Origin of the sequence: Rhizobium johnstonii 3841 (assembly GCF_000009265.1) — a bacterium.
Lineage (GTDB): Bacteria > Pseudomonadota > Alphaproteobacteria > Rhizobiales > Rhizobiaceae > Rhizobium > Rhizobium acaciae.
In genome coordinates this window covers 3,069,959-3,090,978 of sequence record NC_008380.1, presented here as the reverse complement: position 1 = coordinate 3,090,978, position 21,020 = coordinate 3,069,959, and the positions used below count along the sequence as shown (strand labels likewise).

The 21,020-nt window shown below is 61.3% G+C and carries 24 protein-coding genes; 14 read left to right on the top strand and 10 right to left on the bottom strand.

What is annotated here, in order from left to right:
* Positions 1-4: 4 nt before the first annotated feature.
* Complete coding sequence (locus RL_RS15145; RefSeq protein ID WP_011652449.1) at positions 5-802, bottom strand: class I SAM-dependent methyltransferase; 798 nt, start codon at positions 800-802, stop codon at positions 5-7.
* Between the two features lie 281 nt (positions 803-1,083).
* Between RL_RS15145 and RL_RS15140 the strand changes: the two genes are divergently transcribed.
* Together RL_RS15140 and RL_RS15135 are read left to right on the top strand one after the other, a co-directional pair.
* Positions 1,084-1,479 (top strand): Ohr family peroxiredoxin, encoded by a 396-nt coding sequence (locus RL_RS15140; RefSeq protein ID WP_011652448.1) that lies wholly within the window; start codon positions 1,084-1,086, stop codon positions 1,477-1,479.
* Between the two features lie 117 nt (positions 1,480-1,596).
* On the top strand, positions 1,597-2,640 hold the full coding sequence (locus RL_RS15135) for a DUF3095 family protein (protein ID WP_011652447.1): 1,044 nt from the start codon (positions 1,597-1,599) through the stop codon (positions 2,638-2,640).
* Positions 2,641-2,681: 41 nt separating this feature from the next.
* On the opposite strand, the gene RL_RS15130 is transcribed toward RL_RS15135, so the two are convergent.
* The 3 genes from RL_RS15130 to RL_RS15120 form a co-directional block, all read right to left on the bottom strand.
* Positions 2,682-3,098, bottom strand: a complete 417-nt coding sequence (locus tag RL_RS15130; RefSeq protein WP_011652446.1) for an NUDIX domain-containing protein — start codon at positions 3,096-3,098, stop codon at positions 2,682-2,684.
* A 44-nt stretch (positions 3,099-3,142) separates the two neighbouring features.
* Positions 3,143-3,616: a MarR family winged helix-turn-helix transcriptional regulator gene (locus tag RL_RS15125; protein ID WP_011652445.1), complete on the bottom strand. Its 474-nt coding sequence runs from the start codon at positions 3,614-3,616 to the stop codon at positions 3,143-3,145.
* Between the two features lie 149 nt (positions 3,617-3,765).
* Complete coding sequence (locus RL_RS15120) at positions 3,766-4,821, bottom strand: GlxA family transcriptional regulator (protein ID WP_041936365.1); 1,056 nt, start codon at positions 4,819-4,821, stop codon at positions 3,766-3,768.
* A gap of 162 nt (positions 4,822-4,983) precedes the next feature.
* On the opposite strand from RL_RS15120, the gene RL_RS15115 reads away from it, so the two are divergent.
* The 6 genes from RL_RS15115 (at position 4,984) to RL_RS15090 (ending at position 10,590) form a co-directional block, all read left to right on the top strand.
* Positions 4,984-5,862, top strand: a complete 879-nt coding sequence (locus RL_RS15115) for an ABC transporter substrate-binding protein (RefSeq protein ID WP_011652443.1) — start codon at positions 4,984-4,986, stop codon at positions 5,860-5,862.
* A gap of 183 nt (positions 5,863-6,045) precedes the next feature.
* Positions 6,046-6,798 (top strand): amino acid ABC transporter ATP-binding protein, encoded by a 753-nt coding sequence (locus RL_RS15110; RefSeq protein ID WP_011652442.1) that lies wholly within the window; start codon positions 6,046-6,048, stop codon positions 6,796-6,798.
* A gap of 7 nt (positions 6,799-6,805) precedes the next feature.
* Positions 6,806-7,465, top strand: a complete 660-nt coding sequence (locus RL_RS15105) for an amino acid ABC transporter permease (RefSeq protein WP_011652441.1) — start codon at positions 6,806-6,808, stop codon at positions 7,463-7,465.
* The gene (locus tag RL_RS15100) at positions 7,462-8,124 is read left to right on the top strand and encodes an amino acid ABC transporter permease (protein ID WP_011652440.1); all 663 of its coding nucleotides are present in this window, start codon (positions 7,462-7,464) and stop codon (positions 8,122-8,124) included. The genes RL_RS15105 and RL_RS15100 overlap by 4 nt, the downstream gene beginning before the upstream one ends.
* 23 nt (positions 8,125-8,147) lie before the next feature.
* Positions 8,148-9,377: an Atu1372/SO_1960 family protein gene (locus RL_RS15095; protein WP_011652439.1), complete on the top strand. Its 1,230-nt coding sequence runs from the start codon at positions 8,148-8,150 to the stop codon at positions 9,375-9,377.
* 1 nt (position 9,378) lies between these two features.
* Positions 9,379-10,590 carry an FAD-dependent oxidoreductase gene (locus tag RL_RS15090; protein WP_011652438.1) on the top strand — a complete coding sequence of 404 codons (1,212 nt, stop codon included), beginning with the start codon at positions 9,379-9,381 and terminating at the stop codon, positions 10,588-10,590.
* Between the two features lie 189 nt (positions 10,591-10,779).
* Here RL_RS15090 and RL_RS15085 read toward each other — a convergent pair whose 3' ends face one another.
* Positions 10,780-11,550, bottom strand: a complete 771-nt coding sequence (locus RL_RS15085) for a siderophore-interacting protein (protein WP_011652437.1) — start codon at positions 11,548-11,550, stop codon at positions 10,780-10,782.
* A 262-nt stretch (positions 11,551-11,812) separates the two neighbouring features.
* Between RL_RS15085 and RL_RS15080 the strand changes: the two genes are divergently transcribed.
* A complete protein-coding gene (locus RL_RS15080; protein ID WP_028741096.1) occupies positions 11,813-12,424 on the top strand; it encodes an O-methyltransferase in 612 nt (203 codons plus the stop codon).
* 120 nt (positions 12,425-12,544) lie between these two features.
* The gene (locus RL_RS15075) at positions 12,545-12,940 is read left to right on the top strand and encodes a hypothetical protein (RefSeq protein WP_003540671.1); all 396 of its coding nucleotides are present in this window, start codon (positions 12,545-12,547) and stop codon (positions 12,938-12,940) included.
* 5 nt (positions 12,941-12,945) lie between these two features.
* Here the strand turns inward: RL_RS15075 and RL_RS15070 are convergent, their stop codons facing one another.
* Positions 12,946-13,638, bottom strand: a complete 693-nt coding sequence (locus tag RL_RS15070; RefSeq protein WP_028741097.1) for a GntR family transcriptional regulator — start codon at positions 13,636-13,638, stop codon at positions 12,946-12,948.
* 371 nt (positions 13,639-14,009) lie between these two features.
* On the opposite strand from RL_RS15070, the gene RL_RS15065 reads away from it, so the two are divergent.
* Complete coding sequence (locus RL_RS15065) at positions 14,010-14,792, top strand: alpha/beta fold hydrolase (protein ID WP_011652434.1); 783 nt, start codon at positions 14,010-14,012, stop codon at positions 14,790-14,792.
* A gap of 39 nt (positions 14,793-14,831) precedes the next feature.
* Here RL_RS15065 and RL_RS15060 read toward each other — a convergent pair whose 3' ends face one another.
* Entirely contained in the window at positions 14,832-16,343 is a 1,512-nt protein-coding gene (locus RL_RS15060) for an epoxide hydrolase family protein (RefSeq protein ID WP_028741098.1), read from the bottom strand.
* 42 nt (positions 16,344-16,385) lie between these two features.
* Positions 16,386-17,057, bottom strand: a complete 672-nt coding sequence (locus tag RL_RS15055) for a TetR/AcrR family transcriptional regulator (protein ID WP_011652432.1) — start codon at positions 17,055-17,057, stop codon at positions 16,386-16,388.
* 93 nt (positions 17,058-17,150) lie between these two features.
* On the opposite strand from RL_RS15055, the gene RL_RS15050 reads away from it, so the two are divergent.
* The 3 genes from RL_RS15050 to RL_RS15040 all read left to right on the top strand — a co-directional run bounded on the left by RL_RS15050 (position 17,151) and on the right by RL_RS15040 (position 19,545).
* Positions 17,151-17,771, top strand: a complete 621-nt coding sequence (locus tag RL_RS15050) for an NAD(P)H-dependent oxidoreductase (protein WP_011652431.1) — start codon at positions 17,151-17,153, stop codon at positions 17,769-17,771.
* 89 nt (positions 17,772-17,860) lie between these two features.
* On the top strand, positions 17,861-18,820 hold the full coding sequence (locus RL_RS15045) for an acetylxylan esterase (RefSeq protein WP_011652430.1): 960 nt from the start codon (positions 17,861-17,863) through the stop codon (positions 18,818-18,820).
* Positions 18,817-19,545, top strand: coding sequence for an esterase family protein (locus RL_RS15040; RefSeq protein ID WP_011652429.1), 729 nt, complete (start codon positions 18,817-18,819; stop codon positions 19,543-19,545). The genes RL_RS15045 and RL_RS15040 overlap by 4 nt, the downstream gene beginning before the upstream one ends.
* Positions 19,546-19,555: 10 nt before the next feature.
* Here the strand turns inward: RL_RS15040 and dhaK are convergent, their stop codons facing one another.
* Together dhaK and RL_RS15030 are read right to left on the bottom strand one after the other, a co-directional pair.
* A complete protein-coding gene (dhaK, locus tag RL_RS15035) occupies positions 19,556-20,548 on the bottom strand; it encodes a dihydroxyacetone kinase subunit DhaK (protein ID WP_011652428.1) in 993 nt (330 codons plus the stop codon).
* 58 nt (positions 20,549-20,606) lie between these two features.
* A complete protein-coding gene (locus RL_RS15030) occupies positions 20,607-21,020 on the bottom strand; it encodes a hypothetical protein (protein WP_011652427.1) in 414 nt (137 codons plus the stop codon).

Here is a 21,020-nt window from a genome sequence, read left to right as displayed (position 1 = left end):
CCGATCAGACCGTCTTTCTGCTCAGGAACAGCGCAGTCTCCTTGCTGACCTCAAGCACGCCGCTGCGTTGGCTGAACGCATCGGCAATGGCTTGACGGAACCTGGTGAGTTGAGGTTCGCCGGCGCCATCGCCGGGCGGATAGGAGGTGAGCGCCAGGAAGACATCCTCGGGCTCAGTGATCCGGAGGCTTGCCGGATGCTGCGACATGGTCACGTTTCCAAACTGCGACCGCATCGATCGCTCGGCAGCGTCATATCCGAAGGCTTCGGCAGCCGGATCGGAAGGGGCACTGCCGAATAAGGTCGTCAGCGCGTAAATCTCGCGCATATTGCCGGCACCGTTGGTTGTGACCGCGAGTAAGCCGCCCGGCTTCAGCACTCTCGACATGTCCGCGATGCCGGCGACCGGGTCTGTCAGGTGATAGAGCATATGCATCGCGACCACCGCATCGAAGGCGCCATCTTCGAAGGGGAGCGCGGCGGCGTCGGCCTGGCAGCCTCGGACGGAGCCGAACGGCAGTGCGCTGCAACGCGCCACTGCCTCGTCGACCATGCCGGGTGAAAGGTCGGTGAGCGTCAGGTCGAGATCCGCCGGCAGCAGACCTGTCGTTGCCGCCCAGAACCAGGCCGGCCCGCAGCCGACGTCGAGGACGCGATCGCCCGGCTTCAGGGACAACTGCGCAGCAACCCATGGAAACCAAGCCGTCTCGGCGATGGTGTATTGGCTATGCAGTCGGGCCCGCGCAGCGAGCTTCCGGCTGTCGCCATACTGCCCGGCATTGTCTGCTGTTATGGAGGACATATCATCTCTCTGGGTTTCTTCACAGGATGCGCCCCGCCTCTAGTTCGTCGGCAGAGCCTATAGATGGCCCGATTCCCGGACAAGAGGTGACCTTGCGCAGCGGGCCGGCTTGTTCGCATAGCTGCCGCTGAGGGTTGCCCGGATATGGCGCGTTTCCGCCCATGGAGACAAATCGCATCCGATTAAATCGGAATGGTGTTGACATCGGTTTTGGCTGGGCGTATTAGAACGCATCCGATTTAATCGGATGTGAATAAAATCTAAACCGAAAGGATATCACCATGACCGAGAAGCTTCTCTTTACCGGCAAAACCCACATCTCCGGCGGCCGCGACGGCTCTGCACGCAGCGGCGACGGCACGATCGACATCAAGCTGCCGCAGCCGCATCCGGCCGCCGAAAACCTGTTCGGCATCGCCTGGTCGGCCTGCTACATCGGCGCCATGGAACTTGCCGCTGCTCAGAGAAAGATCACGCTGCCTGATGGTCCCGAGGTCGACGCGGAGATTACTCTCAACGCCGACAACGGCTCCTTCTTCCTGAGGGCGCGCCTCAATGTCAGCCTGCCCGGCATCGATCGCGACGTTGCGCAGGAATTGATCGAGGCAGCCCATGGCATCTGCCCTTATTCCAAGGCGACACACGGCAATATCGACGTCGAGACCACACTTGTCTGAGCGGGGAAGGGCGGACCTCACCGCCAGAGGATTTGATGCGGAGGGCCTGCCGATCGGCCGGCAGACCCCTTCCTGAGGTAGCAGGCACCGGAACCTTGCCGATCTGGAGAACATGCCATGATCAATAGCCACGCCCAGCCACACCAGGCCTATGACGAGTTTTCGCTCGTGCTCGACCCAGCCGTCTATGAGCCGCTGCCCGAGGATTGGCTGATCGGCATCACCGACGTCGTCAGCTCGACGCTGGCGATTAAGTCGGGACGCTATGAAGATGTCAACTTCGCAGGCGCATCAATCATCGCCGCTCTCGGTAATGCCTGGGGTTCGTTCGATTTCCCCTTCGTGTTTCGTGGAGACGGGGCGGCATTCGCCTTGCCGCCGCACGGCATCATGGCCGCGACCTCGGCGTTGCGGCGGGTCGCGAGCTTTGCAAGAAGCGATCTCGATCTCACCCTTCGTATCGGGCTGCTCACCGTGCGCGAAATCCGCAATAGTGGGCGTGACGTCAGAATTGCCCGTTATGCCGCCTCCGAGAACGCGACCTATGCGATGTTTACAGGGGGAGGGCTCAAATGGGCGGAGCAGCAGATCAAGAACGGCCGGTATCTGGTCAAGCCGGGCCGCTACGCGACGAAGCCCGACCTGACCGGCCTCAGCTGTGACTGGGCTCCGTTCCCGAGCCGGCAGGGCGAGATCCTGTCGCTGCTAGTCGAGCCGAATGACCATACGAGCCCCGAGGTCTTCGCTGCTTTGGCAAAACGGGTGCTTGCGGTTTTCGACGCCGCGCCGCGCCAGTCTCATCCGCTTTCGGGGGATAAGGCTATTCCTAAGGACAGTGGCAGACAGGTCGATGCGAAAGGCTGGTCGGAGGTCGCCGCCAATTCGGATTTCCGCAAATTCGATGATGGTTTGCGTTTGACGCTGGACTGCACGCCGGAGCAGATCGACGGGGTCGAAGCGATTCTCGTTGCGGCAAGGGCGCGCGGCGAGATCAACTTCGGACTGCACCGCCAGACGCATGCGCTGATGACCTGTCTCGTACCATCAGGCAGCCCGGATGCGCACCTGCATTTCCTCGACGGAATGGGCGGCGGCTATGCCAGGGCCGCCGAGATGATGGAGGAAGGCGCGCTTAGAGACATCCAGCACCATGCTCGCTGAAGACCCGTTCAACTGGCGAGACGTCGTGACCGCCAAGAGAGCTAAGCGGGCGTGCCTGTTTCCCGCATGGCCAGGTTTGCCAGCATTTCAGTGAGCTGAGGTAACGCCAATTCGGCTTCTTTTTCTATCTCGGCGGCGGTCAACCATCTGAGCTCGGTGTGTTCGTCACCGATCAGTCGCGGCCGGCCGCGCCATTTATCCACGTGATAGACATGGAAGGTGACGGATGTTTCGGGCGAGTCTTCCGATCCGAACCCTCCTGCAAACTGCCAGCGCTGCGGCATCACGCCTATTTCTTCCATCAATTCCCGGCACATTGCCGTCTCGGCGTCTTCGCCCTCTTCGATATGGCCGCCCGGGAGGCTCCAGCGATCCGGATGCACCTTGCGCCTGGAACTGCGTCTGGCCAGAAGAACGGTTCCGTTCTGGCTCAAGGCGCCTATCGCAATCTCGGGCATGTCGTCTTCTCCGCTATGTCAGTAGCTACCAACTGATGCCGCGATCACGACTTCCCCGGTTCGCCCTGCGTTGACCGCAGGAGGTTGTCGCGGAGCGTCGTCACCGATTTCTGCACGACGGGAAAGTCGTCGCCGAGGCCGGTGGCGCCAAGCAGCGCGTTGCCGGGATCAGTTTCAACGAGTTGGCGCCCTGCCGGCGTCAGGCTGACCCGCACCTGCCGTTCGTCGGCGGGATCGCGGTGACGGGTGATAAAACCATTCGACTCCAGCTTCTTGAGGATGGGCGTCAGCGTGTTGGATTCGAGGAACATCTTTTCCCCCAATACCCCGACGGTCTGGTCGTCCTCTTCGGAGAGGGCCACCATGGCGATGTATTGGGTATAGGTCAGGCCAAGCCTGTCCAGGATCGGCTTATAGGCGCGGCCGAAGGCGAGATTTGCCGAATAGACCGCGAAGCACAGGAAATTCGAAAGTTTCCTGCCTTCCTTGCCCGCTAGCGGGGAGGCGGGCGCAGGCATATCCGGCCCCTTGGCTGCTTTAGATGTCGGCATCGGTCCATCCTGTCCAAGCTTTCTGACGATGAGATCTATATAAGTCGCATCCGATTAAATCGCAATAGTGTCGAAGCCGGTTTTCGACCCCGCCGTTTGTAGTGACTCGACGAAGATCAGCGGAAACTCCTGGGAGGCTTCCCATACTTCTTGCGAAAAGCGGTCGCGAAATGGGCGGAGTCGGAGAATCCGATTTCAAAAGCGATCGCCGTCATGGGCAGTGTGCTGTTTTCGACCAGAAACCGGCCATAGCGCAATCTCGTTTCAACGATAAAACGCTTCGGGGTCATGCCTATATTGTCCTGGAACAGACGCGCGAACTGGCGTGGTGACAGGCCGACCAGAGAGGCCACCTGTTCCGGTGAGACGTCGCGGCCTTTCCGACTCTCGATGAGAACGACGGCTCGCTGTATGCGCGAATCTTCCGTGCGGCGAAATGTTGTGGCGCGGCCGTGATCGAAGGCGCTCATGTGCTTCTGCTCCGAGAGCGAAAGCTGGTGCACGGCCTTGGCCGCCCGATCCGGTCCGCAATGCGTGCGGATGAGTTCAGTCATCAGCGACAGGATCGATACGCCGCCAGGCACGGTAATGCGGCCGTTTTCGATCAGGAAGTCATCGCGCGTGGAGAAGGCAAGACGCGGGAAGGCAATTCGGAAATCCTCCGCGTGAAAGGGATGAACGCACGCCCTGCGCCCGGCGAGCAGTCCCTCCTGCGCCAATATGAAGGCGCCCGTACAAACGCCAATGACCGGAACACCCGCCGATGCCGCCACCCTGAGATAGTCGCGATGCTTGCTGGGTGCGGCGCGCAGATGTGGCAGGAGGCCACCGATAACCACGACGTAGTCGAAGTCGGTCGGGTTTATGTAGGGCGCATCGGCGTGAATCCGGATGCCGCAGCTGGCGACCGCTGCATGGCCCGGAGCCCCCATGATCGACCAGCGACAATGCAATGGACGGGAATTGTCGGCAAAGTCCGCCGCATGCCTGAGAGGCTCGACGATACCCGTCAGCGACATCATCGGGAATGTCGGCCAGAGGAGAATGCCGACCGAGAGATCGGCCTTTCGGTCGCGTGCGACCAGAAGCCGCTCGGCCCAAAGATCGTCGAGCCAGCGCACATAGTCCGGCTCGTTGGTAGATATTTCGGAAGGTTCCTCGGATGTGATCATGGCGCATGGCAATGGTAGAACAACCATGTCCTTTTTTCAAAGAAAATGTCCGATTTATAAAATTCAGTAGGCGCCTTCAGTGTCAAGTTTCCTCTCGTCGAACGCGACATCCGGGGACAGAAACCACCGGACCGGGGAACCAACAAATCAAGGATCACAACAATGGCACTTTCTCTATCGAGAAGGATGGTGACGTGCGCTCTGCTGGCAGGCAGCTTCATGTCCCTTTCATCTATCGCCAATGCTTTCGAACTTGCCGAGCAGGGCAAGCTGACGGTTGCCTTCACCGGCGACATGCCCGGCTCCGGCTGGCAGGACGGGAAGCTGGTAGGCTATGACGGTGAAATCATGCAGCGAATTGCCGACAAGCTCGGCCTCAAGATTCAGCCTGCGCTCATGGAATGGTCGGGTACGATCGCCTCCGTTCAGTCAGGCCGCGTCGACGTCATGCTCGGCACCATGGGCTGGACCGAAAAGCGTACGAAGATCATGACGCTGTCCGAGCCGATCCACTACTTCAAGAACGGCATCATGCAATCGTCGAAGACGAGCTGGGACAAGCTCGCTGATCTGGAAGGCAAGAAGATCGGCACAATCACCGGCTTTTCGTTCGTCCCGGAATTGAAGAGCATCAAAGATCTCCAACTCTCGCTCTACGACACATCCGACGCGGCCGTGCGCGATCTTATCGCCGGGCGCATCGACGCTGTCATCGGCGATCCGCCGGTAATCTCCTACGCCATCAAGCAGAACCCCGATTGGAACATGCACTTCCTCGCCTTCACCGATAACAGTCCGGATTTTCCGCTGCTGACCGGTCTCGGACAGGTCGTCTATGGCCTCAACCAGAAGAACGACGATCTGCGCCAGAAGATGGACGCCATCATCGCCGACATGTGGAAGACTTGCGAGATGAAGGAAATCGGCGCCCGCTACGGATTGTCGTCGGATGTCTGGTTCAAGCCTGTGGGCCAAAACTTCCGCGCCGGCGTCGATCGCCGCGCAGATTACAAGCTGCCGTCCTGCGCAGCTGGCGGCTGAACGGCCGTGTGGACGGAAGCTGCAATCGGCAGCTTTCGTCCACCCTCTTCGCCTACTGCATAATTCCTTAAATCGGAATCGATTTCAGGAGAAAATTATGCAGCAATTCAAAGTGCTACAGCGTCCTTGGCGCGTCTGAAAAGACGCGCGGCGCTGTAGATATAATCGCATAAGGAAACGGCGATGAATGCGCTTTTAAGCGTTGCGCGCCTGCGCAAGAGCTATGGTCCTATCGAAGTTCTCAAGGGCATCGATTTCGATGTCGCACCAGGTGAGAAGATTGCCCTGATCGGCCCATCCGGGTCTGGGAAATCCACCTGTCTGCGCTGCATGAATTTTCTGGAAAAGCCCAGTGCCGGCGAGATCCGCCTCGACGGCGAGCGGATCGGCGTGCGCAACGGCCAGGTCATGAGCGACCGGCAACTTGCACCGCAGCGCGCCGAGATGGGCATGGTCTTCCAGCTCTTCAATCTCTGGCCGCATCTGTCGGTGACGGAAAACGTGGCGATTGCCGCGCGCAAGGTGCGCGGCCTGGCTGCTGCCGAGGCACGCGAACTGGCTTTGGAGATGCTGGCCAAAGTCCATATGACGCACCGCGCCGAAGCCTCACCACTCGAGCTGTCGGGCGGCCAGCAACAGCGTGTCGCGATTGCGCGGGCGCTTGCCCAGAAGCCAAAGCTCATGCTGTTCGACGAGCCGACATCGGCACTCGATCCCGAACTGGTCCAGGAGGTTCTGAAAGTGATGGAGGAACTGGCAGACGAAGGGCGCACGATGCTGATCGTCACGCACGAGATCGCGTTTGCGCGCGACATTGCCGACCGCGTTCTGTTTCTCGACGGCGGCACGATCGTGGAATCCGGCCCGGCACGCCAGGTCATAACCGCTCCTCGGGAAGCGCGCACGCAAGCGTTTCTCAACAAGATCCGGCACTAGGCGCGTCATGATTGGATTTTCCGTATTCTTCTCGGTCGTCCAGGGGCTCGTCGCCGGGCTTGGCGTAACCGTTTTCGTCACGATCGCCTCGCTGGCGCTTGCAGCCGCTTTCGGGTTCCTTCTCGCTCTGCTCAGGCAATTTGCCGGGATCAGGTTCATCAATCTCGCGATCGATGCCTGCTGCGAAATCCTCTGCAATGTGCCGGCCTTGACGCATCTGTTCATCCTCTACTTCGGGCTTGCCAGCCTCGGCGTGAAATTGACGTCGATCACGGCGGCCATCCTGGGTCTCGGGCTCATCGGGGCGGCGATCACCTGTGCAATCTTTCGCGCCGGTTTCGCCGCGCTGCCTGGCGGGCAGGCGGAGGCGGCGCTTGCTGCAGGGCTGACCCCGCTCCAGACCATCTTTGGGATCCTGACGCCGCAGGCCATGCGGATAGCGCTTCCGGGGCTCGGAAACTACGCGGTGCAGCTTCTCAAGGATACATCTGTCGTCTCGGCCATTGCGGCGCCGGAAATCATGTTCTTCGCCCGTTCAATGGTGACGTCGTCCTTCCAGACAACAATGATCTACGCGACGGCGGCTGCACTCTACCTGTTGCTGAGCCTGCCATTGATGCAGGTCACGCAGTTCCTCGAAAGACGTTACGGGAGATTGAAAGGATGAGTGCTTTCCTGGCGCCCTATGGCGATTATGGTGCCGAATGGCTGCCTCTGCTGCTGCGGGCGATGGTGAATACGGCACTGCTTTCCATTTGTGCCTTTGCCTTGGCATTCGTTTTCGGCCTGCTGCTTTCGCTCTGCCAGAAATCCAGTTTCGCGGCGCTGCGGTATTTTGCGGCTCTTTATGTGACGATCATGCGTGGCGTGCCGCTGCTGGCGGTTCTGTTTCTGCTTTATTTCGGCTTGCCGGGCATCGGGGTCGTCTTCGATGCTTTCGGTGCGGCGATCGCCGGCTTGGCGTTGTGTTTCGCGGCCCAGGTCGCAGAGCTTTTCCGCGCCGGTCTGAAGGCTATACCGGCGGGGCAGAGCGAGGCAGCGCTGGCCGCGGGCTTCACCCCGGCCCAGAGCTTCGTCTGGATCATCCTGCCGCAGGTCGCGCGTGTCATCCTGGCGCCGATGATCATCACCTTCGTCTCGCTGCTCAAGGATTCTTCGCTCGCTTCGCTGATTACCGTCGACGAACTGGTGCTCACGGGGCGGTCCATGGCGACGGAGTATTTCCTTCCCTTGCAAATCTATGTTGCCGTCGGGCTCTGCTATTTCGCGATAGCCGGGCCGTTCTCGGTCCTCTCGCGCCGGCTAGCCCTTCCGGCCGCCCGCTAACTCGTCATCACAAGGCCAAGACCATGACCACTGAAACGACCGTTGCCACGGGCAACGCACGTCGGCATTCAACGCAATCGCATGAACCTCGCTGGCCGGTGATCCTCATGACGCCCGACGTCAGCGAGGCGCCCGATGCGCCGACCGAGACGGAGTATGTGGTGCGCGCCAACTATGCGGATGCCATAGCCGAGGCAGGGGGAATTCCTTTGATCTTGCCTTACAACACCTGGAACCTGGCATCGGCGTTGGCACTCGCCGATGGGATCGTTCTCACCGGTGCGCGGCCGGGGACCGAGGTGACAGGCGCGCGCCGGCAGTTCGAAATTCAGTTGGTCGAGCAGGCGTTGAAAGCGGGCAAGCCGCTTCTCGGCATATGCCACGGCATGCAACTGATCGGTGAATGCCTTGGAGGCGAATTTCAAACCGAACTGCCGGCCGCCGCCGTATCCCACATCCCGCAAGATATCCCCGACGTGTTGGCGCACGAGATCATCGTCGAGCAGGGCAGCGTGCTGACCGATTGGGTGGGGAAGGGGCCGGCACGCGTCAACAGCCTGCACCGGCATGCTTTGGCCGGCCAAGGACGCTTCCGTGTCGCCGCGCGGGCGCCGGACGGAACCATCGAAGCATTCGAAGGGGACACGGACGGCTTTTGCCTCGGCATCCAGTGGCACCCCGAATATCGGCTGAGCGAACTCGACAGGAATATCATGAGGGCCTTCGTCGACCGCAGCGCAGAAGCAGCAGTCCGCAAGGCACGCAGTGCTTCATCGGCTGGAAGCAATCGTGTGCGCGAACGGCTGGCACAGCTTGAGCTTGCTCTGCCGGAAGCATCCTCGCCGCCAGGCGCATTTTCCGGGGCTGTGCGGACCGGCAATATCATCACCGTTTCAGGTCAGGTGCCGCTGAAGGACGGTGTGGTGCTGCAGACGGGACATCTCGGAGCATGCGTTTCCATCGAAGAGGGGCGAGAATGCGCGCGCTGGGCGCTTCTTAATGCGCTTGCACAGCTGGAGGGGGCTGCGGGCGGCTTTGACAACATCCTGGGCTTCGTCCGGCTCGCGGGCTATGTCGCGGCGGATGCCGCTTTCGAGCGCCACGGCGCCGTCGTCGATGGAGCTTCGGAATTGCTCCGAGAGCTCTTCCCGGATCGATGGGCGCATGCCCGTATCGCGATCGGCGTAACATCTCTGCCGCGCGGGGTTCCTGTTGAAGTCGAGCTGACAGCCGTCGTCGGCGACGAGGCTTGAGATGGCGCGCGTTGCAGTGATCGGCGCCGGCGTCATCGGCGTATCGTCGGCCTATCTTCTGGCCCGGGCGGGGCATGATGTGACACTTATCGATGCGGCAAGCGAGCCGGGCATGGGGGCGAGTGCCGGCAACGCCGCGCAGCTGTCCTGGGCCTACGGTGACGCAATGGCATCACCAGCCCTGCTGAAGCATCTGCCAGCGATTGCGATGGGCCGCGATCCAGCCTTCCGGATCCGCTGGCAACTCGATCGGGACTTTCTCTGTTGGGGGCTGAAATTCCTTGCCAATACACCGTTCAGTAGTTGGTGGAACAATACGCAGGAGATCCTGCGCCTTGCCGAGCAATCCCGTCACGAGCTCGTAATCCTGCTTAAGGAAACCGATATCGAATTCGACTATCGTGTCGCCGGAAAACTGCACCTCTATGCCGACCGGCAAAGTTTTGCCGCCGCCGATTCCAGTGTCGCGCGCAAGAATGCTCTCGGCTTCGAACAGCGCCTGCTGACGCGGGTGGAGGCGGAAGACGTCGAGCCTGCGCTCGCCGCATATCAGGGAGAGATTGCCGGCGCCGTTTATACACCCAGTGATGCCCTCGGCGATGCGGCCGGATTTTGCCGCCAACTGACCGCCTGGATGATCGAGCGCCGGCAGGTGTCGGTGCTTTTCGGCAGGAAGGTCTCGACCTTCGTCCAAACGGGAAGCGTGCTGACAGGATTGAGGTTCGAGGACCGCGACGAGCTTCGCGTCGACGCGGCCATCGTTGCCGCAGGACCGGAGGTCCGTTCCTTCATATCCGATTTGCCCGAGGCCCGAGACATACGCCCCATCAGAGGCTACTCGCTCACCGTTCGAAGAACTGGCCTCGCACCAAGTATCAGCCTGACAGACGTCAAACGAAAGCTTGCCTTTGCGGCAATCGGCGACCGTTTTCGTGTCGCCGGACTGGCAGATATCGAGCGTCCCGGGGCCGGTTTTGATGCCGGACGTTTCGAGACGCTGAGGCTGGCCGCGTCTGCTGTGCTGCCCGACCTTTTCGAGCGATCGGACGAACTGATGAGATGGTCGGGCGAGAGGCCTATGACACCGACCTCCATGCCCATTATCGCCGCTTCCCGACGCATCAAAGGTCTCTACATCAATGCCGGTCACGGCATGTTGGGATGGACGCTTGCATTAGGCTCTGCCCGCCGCGTGGTCGATTTCTTTCAATAAGTCGGTGGCTGGCGCCCGGTGCTTACAGTTGCTGATGCTCTTCCACCTACCGCAGCGTTCCGGCAGAGGCTGCCGAGACTTCGCTCAATTCATACCTCTTCACATCCATCTAATCGTTCCGGATCATAGAATCCGGAACGAAGTGAGACAGAACTCATCACCAAATGGAATTCGTAATGCGGGTTGGTCCTAGCCGAATTTCTCCGTCGTATCGGCCTTGCCGAACACCCAGTAGCCGGAAGCCTTGATCCAGCCGAGCGGGCAACCTCGTTCTAGCAGGTAGGCGCGGATATCGCGTGTCACCGAGGCTTCCGCCGCGACCCAGATGAAGGTTTCCGGTTTGATATCGACCGTACTCAAGAGTTTCAGCAGCGCTGCGGCATCGGTTGCCTGAGAGAGCGGCCGGTGCGCCCAGTGGAGGTGCAGCTCGGCTGATGTCTCGAAGGTCTGCTCTTCCAGCGGGCCGGTGATGGCTGCGATTGTGGTGACGACGGTTCCGGCGCCGCTTTCCTCGATCCGGCGGCCGATCGCCGGCAGTGCTGTTTCGTCGCCGATCAGCAGCCATCGCTTTACGGTCTTCGACACTACGGCGGAGCCTCTTGGTCCGCCGATCTCGAGCTCGTCGCCCGGGCCGGCTTCGATCGCCCATTTCGTCACCGGACCTGCCTCATGCAAGGCAAAGTCGATGGTCAATCTCCGCTCGGCATTGTCATAACGGCGCGGCGTGTAGTCACGGCGCTCTTCTCCACCGCCGGCAGTGGGAATGAAGATCTTGATGTGGTCGTCAGCACCGAGACTGATGAAATCGGCGAGATCGTCACCTCCCAATACGACCCGGCGCATGCTCGGAGTGATATCGACGACGCTTTCGACTGTCAGTAAGCGCCGCCGCGTGTCGTGGCGGATCCGCTCGATGCCAGGGGTCGATGAAGCTTGATCTTTGAATTGATTGTTATCCATGTGTCCTTCCGGGGCTTCTGAAGCTCGATCCGCAGGACACAGTCGCGCAGATCGAAGCCGCAAAGCCGTTCGATCATACGCGTTGAGTGACGTTAACGCTTACGTGGCCGGGTGACCCGACCATTGACGGCATGATGTAGCCGACGACGGCGGCATGTGCAACGGCAAGGTGGTCAACAAGGGCGATGATTGCCAAAGTTTAACTTTCCGGCGCCGTTCCGGTTGGGCAATGATCGACCGATCAGCGGTTATGGAGAAGACAATGGACAGCCGAATCCAGGACGTGCTCGACATCTATCATGCGATGATCGAGACGGAGCATAACAGCCCACGCGAGCTGCCTCCCGGCGGGCGCGATGGAGGACAGGATCAGCGGCTGCGGGCGGTCGGGCAGGCGACCGGGCAGTTCATCAATATCCTCGCCAAGAGCCTCAAGAGCCCGACCATTCTCGAACTCGGCACCTCCTTCGGCTATTCCGGGATCTGGCTGGCGGAAGCCGCGCGCGCTTCCGGCGGGCGGCTGATCACCATGGAAATGCACGACTACAAGTCTGCCTACGCACGCGACATGGCCGTCAAGGCAGGGCTCGCAGAGCATGTGGAATTCAAGGTCGGCGATGCGGTCCAGATGATCGGCGCGCTTTCCTCCGGCATCGATTTCGTGCTGGTGGATCTCTGGAAGGATCTCTACGTTCCCTGCCTTGAAGCCTTCTACCCCAAGCTCAATCCGGGCGCGATCATCGTCGCCGACAACATGCTGCGCCCGGGAGGCGATGATCTCAAACGCTACAGCGATGCTGTCCGTGCCAAGCCCTGGATATCAAGCGTGCTGCTGCCGGTTGGCAGCGGGCTTGAGGTCAGTCGGTTCGATTGAGGCTGAGGTGAGATTAGCGGCCATTTTATTTTTGGTTGCAGCAAAAAAGATGACACGTTTGAAGCTAATTTCCGACACTTTCCCGATCAAAGCTCCGCCATCGCGAGCTTTGGAGATGTGATGTCGGGCATTCTTATCGCCACCCTGTTGGCAACGGTTTCAGCAAAGATTCCTGCCGGATTTTCCAGCGGTGACCTGCTTTATTCTGATTGCGGCGGCTCCCGGCAGTTTGTCGTCGGATATGTCGCGGGTTGGTTGGACAAGTGGAACCGGGACGAGTATTTGGCCCGCCGTATTTTCACTGAAGTCGTTCCTGCGCCGAAAGCAATGGTGAACTCGGCGTATTTTGCCAACTCCGTTGGGGTAAATGTCTGTGTGCCGGTTGGAACGACCGCGGAAGCAATCGGCAATACGTTGTGTACATTCCTGGAAGAGAATCCCGGCATTCGCGAGGCCACCGGCGACGAGCTGATGACGACGTTGATCGCCTATAAATACCGCTGCCCCGTGCCGTGAGAACGTCAAACTCCTCCCGGCTTGTTGGCGTCGATGAAACGGCTGAGCGAGGTGGCGGCGTTCAGCATGTGGGCGCGCATGCGCCGGGATGCCATCTCGCCGTCGCCTTCGGCGATCGCCTGCATGATTGCCTCGTGTTCGTCACGGGATCGGCGGAGCCGTTCGCCCTGGCGCAGCTGCGTGCGCCGGAAGGCATTCAGGCGGTTGCGCACGGCGATCGCCTGTTCGGCAAGGAAGCTATTGTGGGTGGCGTGATAGATGGCTTCATGGAATTGGCGGTTGAAGCTGTCATAGGCGTCGAAATTTCCGGCTTCGACAATCGGCCCTGAGAGGTCGTGCAGTTCGATCAGATGGCTGCGCTCCAGCGGTGTCATGCGGTAGGTGGCGAGCCTGACGCATACGGCCTCGATCTCGGCCACCGTCTCGAACATCTCCATGATGCGTTCCGGCGTCATGCGGGCGACGACACCGCCGCGTCGGGCGCGAAGCTCGACGAGACCGCCCGCCGCCAGCTGACGCAGCGCTTCGCGAACCGGCGTGCGGGAGGCGCCGAAACGATCGGCAAGTTGCTGTTCGTCCAACGCTGCGCCCGCCGCCAGCGTGCCGGTGGCGATCTCGTCCGTCAGGGCGTTGCGAATGCGGTCGGAGAGCAATCCGCGATCATCGCCGTCATCCTCGGTTTCGAAACCACTCGCCATTCCGTTATCTCCGATCTGTTTCAGCATCGACGGCTCGGTCGATTGTGTATGCAAATGCGATCGACGTGCCTCTGGGCGTATACACTTATTGCATCACGAAGGTGTTACGTATTCAATAATTGACTTTATATCGGATGGGAATACATAAATCTCCAGCAAGCAGGCTTCTGCATACACGAAGCCGCTTCAGATACCGAATTTGAATACGACGGGAGCCGCAACGCGGCGACGGCCAACGCCTCGCGCCGGGCAAAGCGAACCGTTTCGACACGGCATCACAGACCAACCGATTTTGACTTGGCTTCGGTTCTTCGGTCCCGAGCCGATATGCTTTCGATCCTTCAATTCCTGGACGCACAAGGAACCAGATCATGATGATGAACAGACGGACTTTCTCGGCTGCCCTTGTTGCCGGCGCCGCCGCTTCTCTGCTTGCCACCCGCGGCATGGCCGCGACATCCGCTCCCGTAAAGGCGCGCAACGTCGTGCTGGCGCACGGGCTGTTTGCCGACGGCTCGTGCTGGACCGAGGTGATCGCGCGCCTGCAGGCGACCGGGCTCAATGCCACGGCCGTGCAGAACCCGTTGACGACGCTGCCCGAGGCCGTCGCTGCCGTGAAGCGGGTGCTCGACCGGCAGGATGGCCCGACGGTTCTGGTCGGGCATTCGTTTTCCGGCATGATGGTCACCGAGGCCGGCGTGCACCCTGATGTTTCGGCGCTCGTGTACGTCGCAGCGCGGGCGCCGGATGCAGGTGAGGATTATACCGCTCTCGCCAAAACCTTCCCGACGCCGCCGGCGTCCGCCGGCATTGTCTTCGACGGCGACGAAGGCCGGCTGAGCGAGGAAGCATTCCTGCATGATTTCGCCGGCGACCTGCCGGAGGCGAAGGCGAAAGTGCTCTATGCCGTGCAGCAGCCGTTTCAAAAGGCGCTGTTGACCGGCAGGACGACACAGGCTGCTTGGCGTTTGAAGCCGAGTTGGTATGCCGTCTCGACCGAGGACCGGACGATAAATCCCGATCTCGAACGCTTCATGGCCAAGCGCATGGGAGCAAAGACCATTGAAATCCAGGCCAGCCATCTGTCGTTGATCTCTCACCCGGACGAGATCACAAAGCTGATCCTCACGGCGGCGGGGCAGAATACGGACTGATGCCGACGCCGGGAAGCGGCAGGGCCGTTCGCCGGCTGGTCACCGGCGCAGCGGCCTGAACGCTGCTCGAAGCTCGGCGGAGAAGAGCTCCGGCTGCTCCCAGGCGGCGAAGTGGCCGCCCTTGTCGACCTTGTGGAAATAGATAAGGTTGCGATAGGCGCGACGTGCCCATGTCTCCGGGGCCTGATAGCTCTCCCCAGGAAAGACGGTGATGGCGACCGGAAGCGCGATCTTGGAGGTCTTCTCCCCGGCCGCAAGGACGGGACTGCGCCCGCCGCCATATTCCCAGTAGATCCGGGCCGAGGAAGCGGCGCTGTTGGTCAACCAGTAAAGCGTGATGTCGTCGAGCACCTCGTCGGGAGACTTTTCGGGATCGTTGCTGTCGTAGGTCCAGTGCGTGAAGCCTGGATGACCGAGCGTCCATGCCGCAAGGCCGGCCGGGGAATCCGATATGGCGTAGCCGATCGTCTGCGGCCTCGTGCCCATCATCGTGGCATAGGACATGTTCCCCATCTTGGCTGCGGCGCTGAGGGCATCGAACGCCGCGCGTTCCTCGGTGGAGAGTCGCTGCGGCGCCGGCCCGCCCGCGGCGAGCACCGCGGCAACTTCGGGCGGCACGACAGCCGGCAGGTTGATGTGGATGCCGAGCAGACCTTGTGGCGCGAGCCGTGCCATCGCGCCGGAGACCGGCGAGCCCCAGTCGCCGCCCTGGGCGACGTAGCTGCTGTAAGCGAGGCGCTTCATCAGTTCCGCCCAGGCCCGCGCGATGCGGTCCGGCCCCCAGCCGGTGCCGGTCGGCTTGCCGGAGAAGCCGTAGCCCGGCATCGACGGAATGACCACGTCGAACGCATCTTCGGCGCGTCCGCCATGAGCGGTCGGATCGGTGAGCGGGCCGATGATCTTGAGGTTCTCGAATACCGATCCCGGCCAGCCATGGGTGATGATGACGGGCAGGGCATTCGGATGTTTCGAGTGGACGTGAATGAAGTGGATGTCTAGGCCGTCGATCTCGGTGATGAATTGCGGCAGCGCGTTCAGCTTCGCTTCCGCCTTTCGCCAGTCGTAGCCGGTGCCCCAATAATCGACGAGCGGCTTGATCTTTTCGAGCTGTATGCCCTGCGACTGGTCGTCGACCGTCTCGCGTTCGGGCCAGCGTGTTGCCAGCACGCGCCGGCGAAGGTCGAGGAGGTCCGCCTCGGGAGTGTCGACGCGAAACGGGCGGATCGCATCTCCCGTGGCAGCCGATGCCGGATAGGACGGAAACAGGCTGGTCGCGCCCACCGCGGCGATCCCGATCGCCGCGGTGGTCAGGAACCTGCGCCGGTCGCGGTTCAGGGATTCCGAGCCGGCACTTTTGAGCATTTTGAAGAGCATGGTCATGGCATTGTCCTTTGAAGCAGACGCCTTGGGCAAGACTTCGATGAGTTCGGCCGTCGTCAGAATAGCATGGGCGTAGGTCGGGCCGTTCAGCTTGTGCGCAGCATGCATCATTAGGTGCGAGAAGGCGGCCGTCGCGTCGCTCACCAGGGTCGCCAAATAACCGAGTTCCATGACGAAGCGGGCGGTGGATTCGATACAGGTATTCCCGCCGGATCATCTCGATGCGGGGCCGGCCGTATTGCGCAGGTGATCGGGATGCGTGCCGCCGACCATACTTCTCGCCACCATCGCGACGATGGTTTCGAAGAGTTCGTTCTTTGCCTCGACGGCGGTGATGTCGCCCGACGCGGCGGCATAGGAGAGGCCTTCGGCGGCGCCGAGCATGGCCCAGAGGCCGGCTGCGGCGATCGTACCGGCACCGGTAAAGGGCGAAAGCGCGATGCGGCATTTCTCGATGAAGGCCGCTTCGTATTCGCGCTTGATCCTTTCGAGTTCCGGCGAGCCGGCAAGTGCTGCGATCACGCCGGGGATTTCACGGCCCTGGAGAAGCACGCAGTCGACATAGGAGGTGGCGATGACTGTGGCCCGGTCGGCGAGCGACGGCTGGCTTGCCGCAAGGGCTGCGTCCATCACAGCCGTCTGGCGGGCGTCGAATTCGCGGTAGAGCGCTGCGAGCAGGCCGGGGCGGGTTTCGAAATGATCATAGACCACGGGTTTCGTTACGCCCGCCAGCTCGGAAAGCCGGCCGAGGGTCAGCGCTTCCGTTCCCTCGTCACGGGCGATCTGCCAGGCGACATCGAGCAACTGGCGATGCCGATCCTGCCGCGACAGGCGGCGGCGCGGTTGCGGATCGGTCGGCTGACCTGCTGTTTCGGAGCTTGACATCGCTATATACCAAAAGTAACTTACGGAAAGTAGCTTACCAAAGGTATACAGCCCCGGACTTCCGTCCGCAATCATTCAACAGGAGTTTTCTGCATGCACGCGCTCATCGTCGTCGCGCATCCCGATCCCCAGTCGCTCACCCACGGCGTCGCCGCCCATCTTGCCGAAGGTGTCACACTTTCCGATGCCGGCCATTCCGTCGAGTTTGCCGATCTCGCGGCCGAGGGCTTCGATCCCCGGTTCACCGCGGCCGATATCGCTCTGCATCTGAGGAAAGGGGTGCTGCCCGCCGACGTTGCCGCCGAGCAGGCAAGGATCGACCGCGCCGATGCGCTGGTGCTCGTCTATCCCGTCTACTGGTGGTCGATGCCGGGGCTTATCAAGGGATGGATCGACCGGGTGTTCACCAATGGCTGGGCTTACGACGATCGCCCGGATACCGGGCTGGTGAAGCTGCTTGGCCGCCTGCCGGTGCATCTGGTCGGCCTCGGCGGCGCTGATGTCAGAACCTATGCGCGGCACGGTTATTTCGGCGCGATGAAGACGCAAATCGATCATGGGATCTTCGACTATTGCGGCGCCCGGGTCGTGACATCAGAGGTGCTGTTCGAAGCCGGACCGGACCATGCGACCGTTCATCTGGAGGCTGCGCGCGTCATCGGCCGCAGGCTTTTTGATGCCTCCCGGCAACGCCAGGCGGCCGACGCGGCGTAACGATGTAGCGCGAGATCCGACGGCGCGGTTTTGCTGGCTGGCGCGGGCAGAGTCTTGCGCCGCCGGCTTTTTCACGAGACAAGCCTTAGATGAGTATTCCGACGACACATCCCTTCGATTTCGATCCGACCTACGGAATGCAGCTCGAAGAACTTCTCGCGGTCGAGCCGCTCGAGGCGCCTGCCGGCTTCGATGATTTCTGGAAGGCGCGGTATCTCAAGGCGCTGGCGGTCGATCCGCAGCCGGTGCTGCGCTGGAGCAAGATCACCCATCCCGATTGGCATGTACTCGATCTCGTCTATCTCTCGACCGGTTCGTTCCGGATCGGCGGCTGGCTCATCCTGCCACGTCAAGGGGAGGTGCGGCGCGGCCTTGTAGTCGGGCATGGTTATGGCGGGCGGGATCGTCCCGATTTCGATCTGCCGGTCGAGCAGACGGCGGTGCTCTTTCCCTGCTGCCGCGGGCTGTCGCTCAGCGCCCGTCCGCCGATTTCGCAGAATCCCTCCTGGCATGTGCTGCACGATATCGACAAGCCTGAATCCTATATCATCGGCGGCTGCGTCGAGGATCTGTGGCTTGCCGTCTCGACGCTGGTTGCGCTCTATCCCTGGGTGTCAGGGCATATCGGCTATAGCGGCATCAGCTTCGGCGGCGGTGTCGGCGCAATGGCGATCGCTTACGACCAGCGTATCGATCGCGGTCATCTGGCGCTGCCGACCTTCGGGGACCAGCCGCTGCGGCTGACGCTGCCGACCGTCGGCAGCGCGCAGTCGGTGCAAGCGTATCATAAGAAACACCCGGATGTCCTGGAGACGTTACGCTTCTACGATGCGGCGACCGCCGCCAGCCGGATCAAGGTGCCGATGCTGACGGCCGTCGCCCTTTTCGATCCTGCCGTCGCACCGCCCTGCCAATTCGCCGTCGCAAATGCGATACCAAAATTTAATGAAATCTTCATTCTGGATGCCGGGCATTTCGATTACCCTGGAAGTGCTGAGCAAGAAGCGGTTCTCCGCGACAAGATCGGACAGTTTTTCAGGGTGCCATGAACCGCGAATATCTGCGCTGGTACAGTCAGCGGCTGCATCGAGACATGGAGATGCTGGTGTTCGGCCATGCCGGCGCCAAGGTTCTGGTGTTTCCGACGCGGGACGGGCGCTTCTTCGAATATGAACAGCTCGGCCTCGTCGCGAGTCTCGCCGACAAGTTGGAAGCCGGCCATCTCCAGCTCTATTGCATCGAGGGCCTGGCGGCAGAAACCTTTTACAGCTTTCACCGTCACCCGGCCGAGCGCATCCGCCGGCATGGCGCCCTTGAGGATTATATCCTGCACGAAGTGCTGCCGCTGATGGCGGCGAAGAACCAGCATGACTGCACCATCGTGCACGGATGCAGCCTCGGCGCCTTCCAGGCGGCGAGCCTGTTCTTTCGCCATCCGCATCTCTTCTGCAAACTCGTCGCCTTTTCCGGCCGTTACGATCTGACGATGAGGGTGGAATCCTTCGGCGACCTGTTCGACGGCTATTACGACGACAGCGTCTATTTCCACACGCCGGCGCATTTTCTGCCAGGGCTCGGCAGCGACTGGCGGCTCGACAGGCTGCGTGAGCGTGACATCGTTCTCACCATTGGCGACGCCGACCCTTTCCTCGACAACAACCTCTATCTCAGCCGGCTGCTCGGCGAAAAGAATATCGGCCATCAGCTGCATGTCTGGGATGGACGCGCCCACCGCGCCGGCGCCTGGCGGAAGATGGCAGCGCTTTATATTTGACGGGGCGCCGTTATGGCCAATGCAGCGCCGCCGTCGCTACCGGCGCGTCCCAGAGTGCGATCTCCTCGTCGCTCAGCAAAGCAAGGGTGACCGATAGACCCTGCATGTCGAGCGAGGTGACGTAGGTTCCGACCAGCGAGCGCTCGATCGGGATACCTCTCTCCTCGATGAAGCGGCGGGCGCCGTTATAGGCGAGGTAGAGTTCGGCCGGCGGCGTGCCGCCGAGGCCGTTGACGAAGAGCAGTGCGCGGGTACCCGGCGCCACCGCGATATCGCCGGCGATGGTCTCGCAGAGATGGCCGATGATGGCGTCGGAGGCGGCGAAGGGCTGCCTGGCATGGCCGGGTTCTCCATGGATGCCGACGCCCATTTCCATCTCGCCGGGCCTAAGCGAAAATGTGGTGCGCTCGGTCTGCGGCACCGTCACGCCGTTCAGCGCGACACCCATCGAGCGGATGCGGGTGTTCAATCCTTCGCCAAGCTGCTTCAATTCGGCAAGCGACATGCCGCGTTCGGCCGCAGCACCCAGGAGCTTTTCGACGATCAGCGTTCCGGCGACACCGCGCCGGCCATTGCCTTCGCCGGACCTTGATGTCTCGATATCGTCGCTGACGACGACCATGTCGATGTTGTGGCGGTCGCCGGCCATCTCGATCGCCATTTCGAAATTCATCAGGTCGCCATCGTAATTCTTGACCACCAGCAGGCAGCCGGCGCCGGTATCGGCCTCTTCGATGGCGGCGATGATCTGGCTCGGCGTCGGAGAGGTGAAGATATGGCCGACGCAGGCGGCATCCAGCATGCCGTGGCCGACGAAGCCGATATGCATCGGCTCATGGCCGGCGCCGCCGCCTGATATCAGCGCCACCTTGCCAGCGATGAGATGGCGGCGGCGGATGCATCTGCGCTCAGGCCCGAACACCACCAAGGCCTCATGGGCGCGCACGAAGCCTTCGACGCTTTCGGCGACCATGGTTTCCGCAGTGTTCATGAACTTCTTCATCAAGCCCCTCCCAAGGCCAAAAGCATTGCGTTACGTCAACCCGCTCACTACTCACTATTCACTGCTCACTCGCCCCTGAAATCGCGACGATCTTCTGCACCAGATCGGAGATCGCCTCTTCCAATAGGCGGTTTTTCCTGTCGTCGCCGAAGTCGGGCACCATCAGCGAAAGGTGCCGCAATTTCTCGGAATGGCCGAGGTCCGGCAGCTTGCCGGGATGGGCGGCCTGATAGGCTTCGAGAAAGCGCTCCTGTTCGGCGGCGCTAAAATGGCAGACGCGGACGATGGTGGCGAGATGGCGCGCCGGCAGCGGCGTTGCATAGGTCGGGCTGGTGATCTGGGTAACGAAGCTGCGATGTTTTCCAAGCGCCGTCGCCAGGCGCTGGCGTGTGCCGGATGGCCTGTTGTCGATGATCTGCGCCAGAATGGACTTGTAGGCGATAATGGCGTCTTCGGTGTCTTCGCGCGCCAT

Bases quoted from the DNA above. Each gene is read 5' to 3' on its own strand.
- RL_RS15145 (WP_011652449.1), bottom strand. From the start codon at position 802: ATGTCCTCCATAACAGCAGACAATGCCGGGCAGTATGGCGACAGCCGG.
- RL_RS15140 (WP_011652448.1), top strand. From the start codon at position 1,084: ATGACCGAGAAGCTTCTCTTTACCGGCAAAACCCACATCTCCGGCGGC.
- RL_RS15135 (WP_011652447.1), top strand. From the start codon at position 1,597: ATGATCAATAGCCACGCCCAGCCACACCAGGCCTATGACGAGTTTTCG.
- RL_RS15130 (WP_011652446.1), bottom strand. From the start codon at position 3,098: ATGCCCGAGATTGCGATAGGCGCCTTGAGCCAGAACGGAACCGTTCTT.
- RL_RS15125 (WP_011652445.1), bottom strand. From the start codon at position 3,616: ATGCCTGCGCCCGCCTCCCCGCTAGCGGGCAAGGAAGGCAGGAAACTT.
- RL_RS15120 (WP_041936365.1), bottom strand. From the start codon at position 4,821: ATGATCACATCCGAGGAACCTTCCGAAATATCTACCAACGAGCCGGAC.
- RL_RS15115 (WP_011652443.1), top strand. From the start codon at position 4,984: ATGGCACTTTCTCTATCGAGAAGGATGGTGACGTGCGCTCTGCTGGCA.
- RL_RS15110 (WP_011652442.1), top strand. From the start codon at position 6,046: ATGAATGCGCTTTTAAGCGTTGCGCGCCTGCGCAAGAGCTATGGTCCT.
- RL_RS15105 (WP_011652441.1), top strand. From the start codon at position 6,806: ATGATTGGATTTTCCGTATTCTTCTCGGTCGTCCAGGGGCTCGTCGCC.
- RL_RS15100 (WP_011652440.1), top strand. From the start codon at position 7,462: ATGAGTGCTTTCCTGGCGCCCTATGGCGATTATGGTGCCGAATGGCTG.
- RL_RS15095 (WP_011652439.1), top strand. From the start codon at position 8,148: ATGACCACTGAAACGACCGTTGCCACGGGCAACGCACGTCGGCATTCA.
- RL_RS15090 (WP_011652438.1), top strand. From the start codon at position 9,379: ATGGCGCGCGTTGCAGTGATCGGCGCCGGCGTCATCGGCGTATCGTCG.
- RL_RS15085 (WP_011652437.1), bottom strand. From the start codon at position 11,550: ATGGATAACAATCAATTCAAAGATCAAGCTTCATCGACCCCTGGCATC.
- RL_RS15080 (WP_028741096.1), top strand. From the start codon at position 11,813: ATGGACAGCCGAATCCAGGACGTGCTCGACATCTATCATGCGATGATC.
- RL_RS15075 (WP_003540671.1), top strand. From the start codon at position 12,545: ATGTCGGGCATTCTTATCGCCACCCTGTTGGCAACGGTTTCAGCAAAG.
- RL_RS15070 (WP_028741097.1), bottom strand. From the start codon at position 13,638: ATGGCGAGTGGTTTCGAAACCGAGGATGACGGCGATGATCGCGGATTG.
- RL_RS15065 (WP_011652434.1), top strand. From the start codon at position 14,010: ATGATGATGAACAGACGGACTTTCTCGGCTGCCCTTGTTGCCGGCGCC.
- RL_RS15060 (WP_028741098.1), bottom strand. From the start codon at position 16,343: ATGGAACTCGGTTATTTGGCGACCCTGGTGAGCGACGCGACGGCCGCC.
- RL_RS15055 (WP_011652432.1), bottom strand. From the start codon at position 17,057: ATGTCAAGCTCCGAAACAGCAGGTCAGCCGACCGATCCGCAACCGCGC.
- RL_RS15050 (WP_011652431.1), top strand. From the start codon at position 17,151: ATGCACGCGCTCATCGTCGTCGCGCATCCCGATCCCCAGTCGCTCACC.
- RL_RS15045 (WP_011652430.1), top strand. From the start codon at position 17,861: ATGAGTATTCCGACGACACATCCCTTCGATTTCGATCCGACCTACGGA.
- RL_RS15040 (WP_011652429.1), top strand. From the start codon at position 18,817: ATGAACCGCGAATATCTGCGCTGGTACAGTCAGCGGCTGCATCGAGAC.
- dhaK (WP_011652428.1), bottom strand. From the start codon at position 20,548: ATGAAGAAGTTCATGAACACTGCGGAAACCATGGTCGCCGAAAGCGTC.
- RL_RS15030 (WP_011652427.1), bottom strand. From the start codon at position 21,020: ATGGCGCGCGAAGACACCGAAGACGCCATTATCGCCTACAAGTCCATT.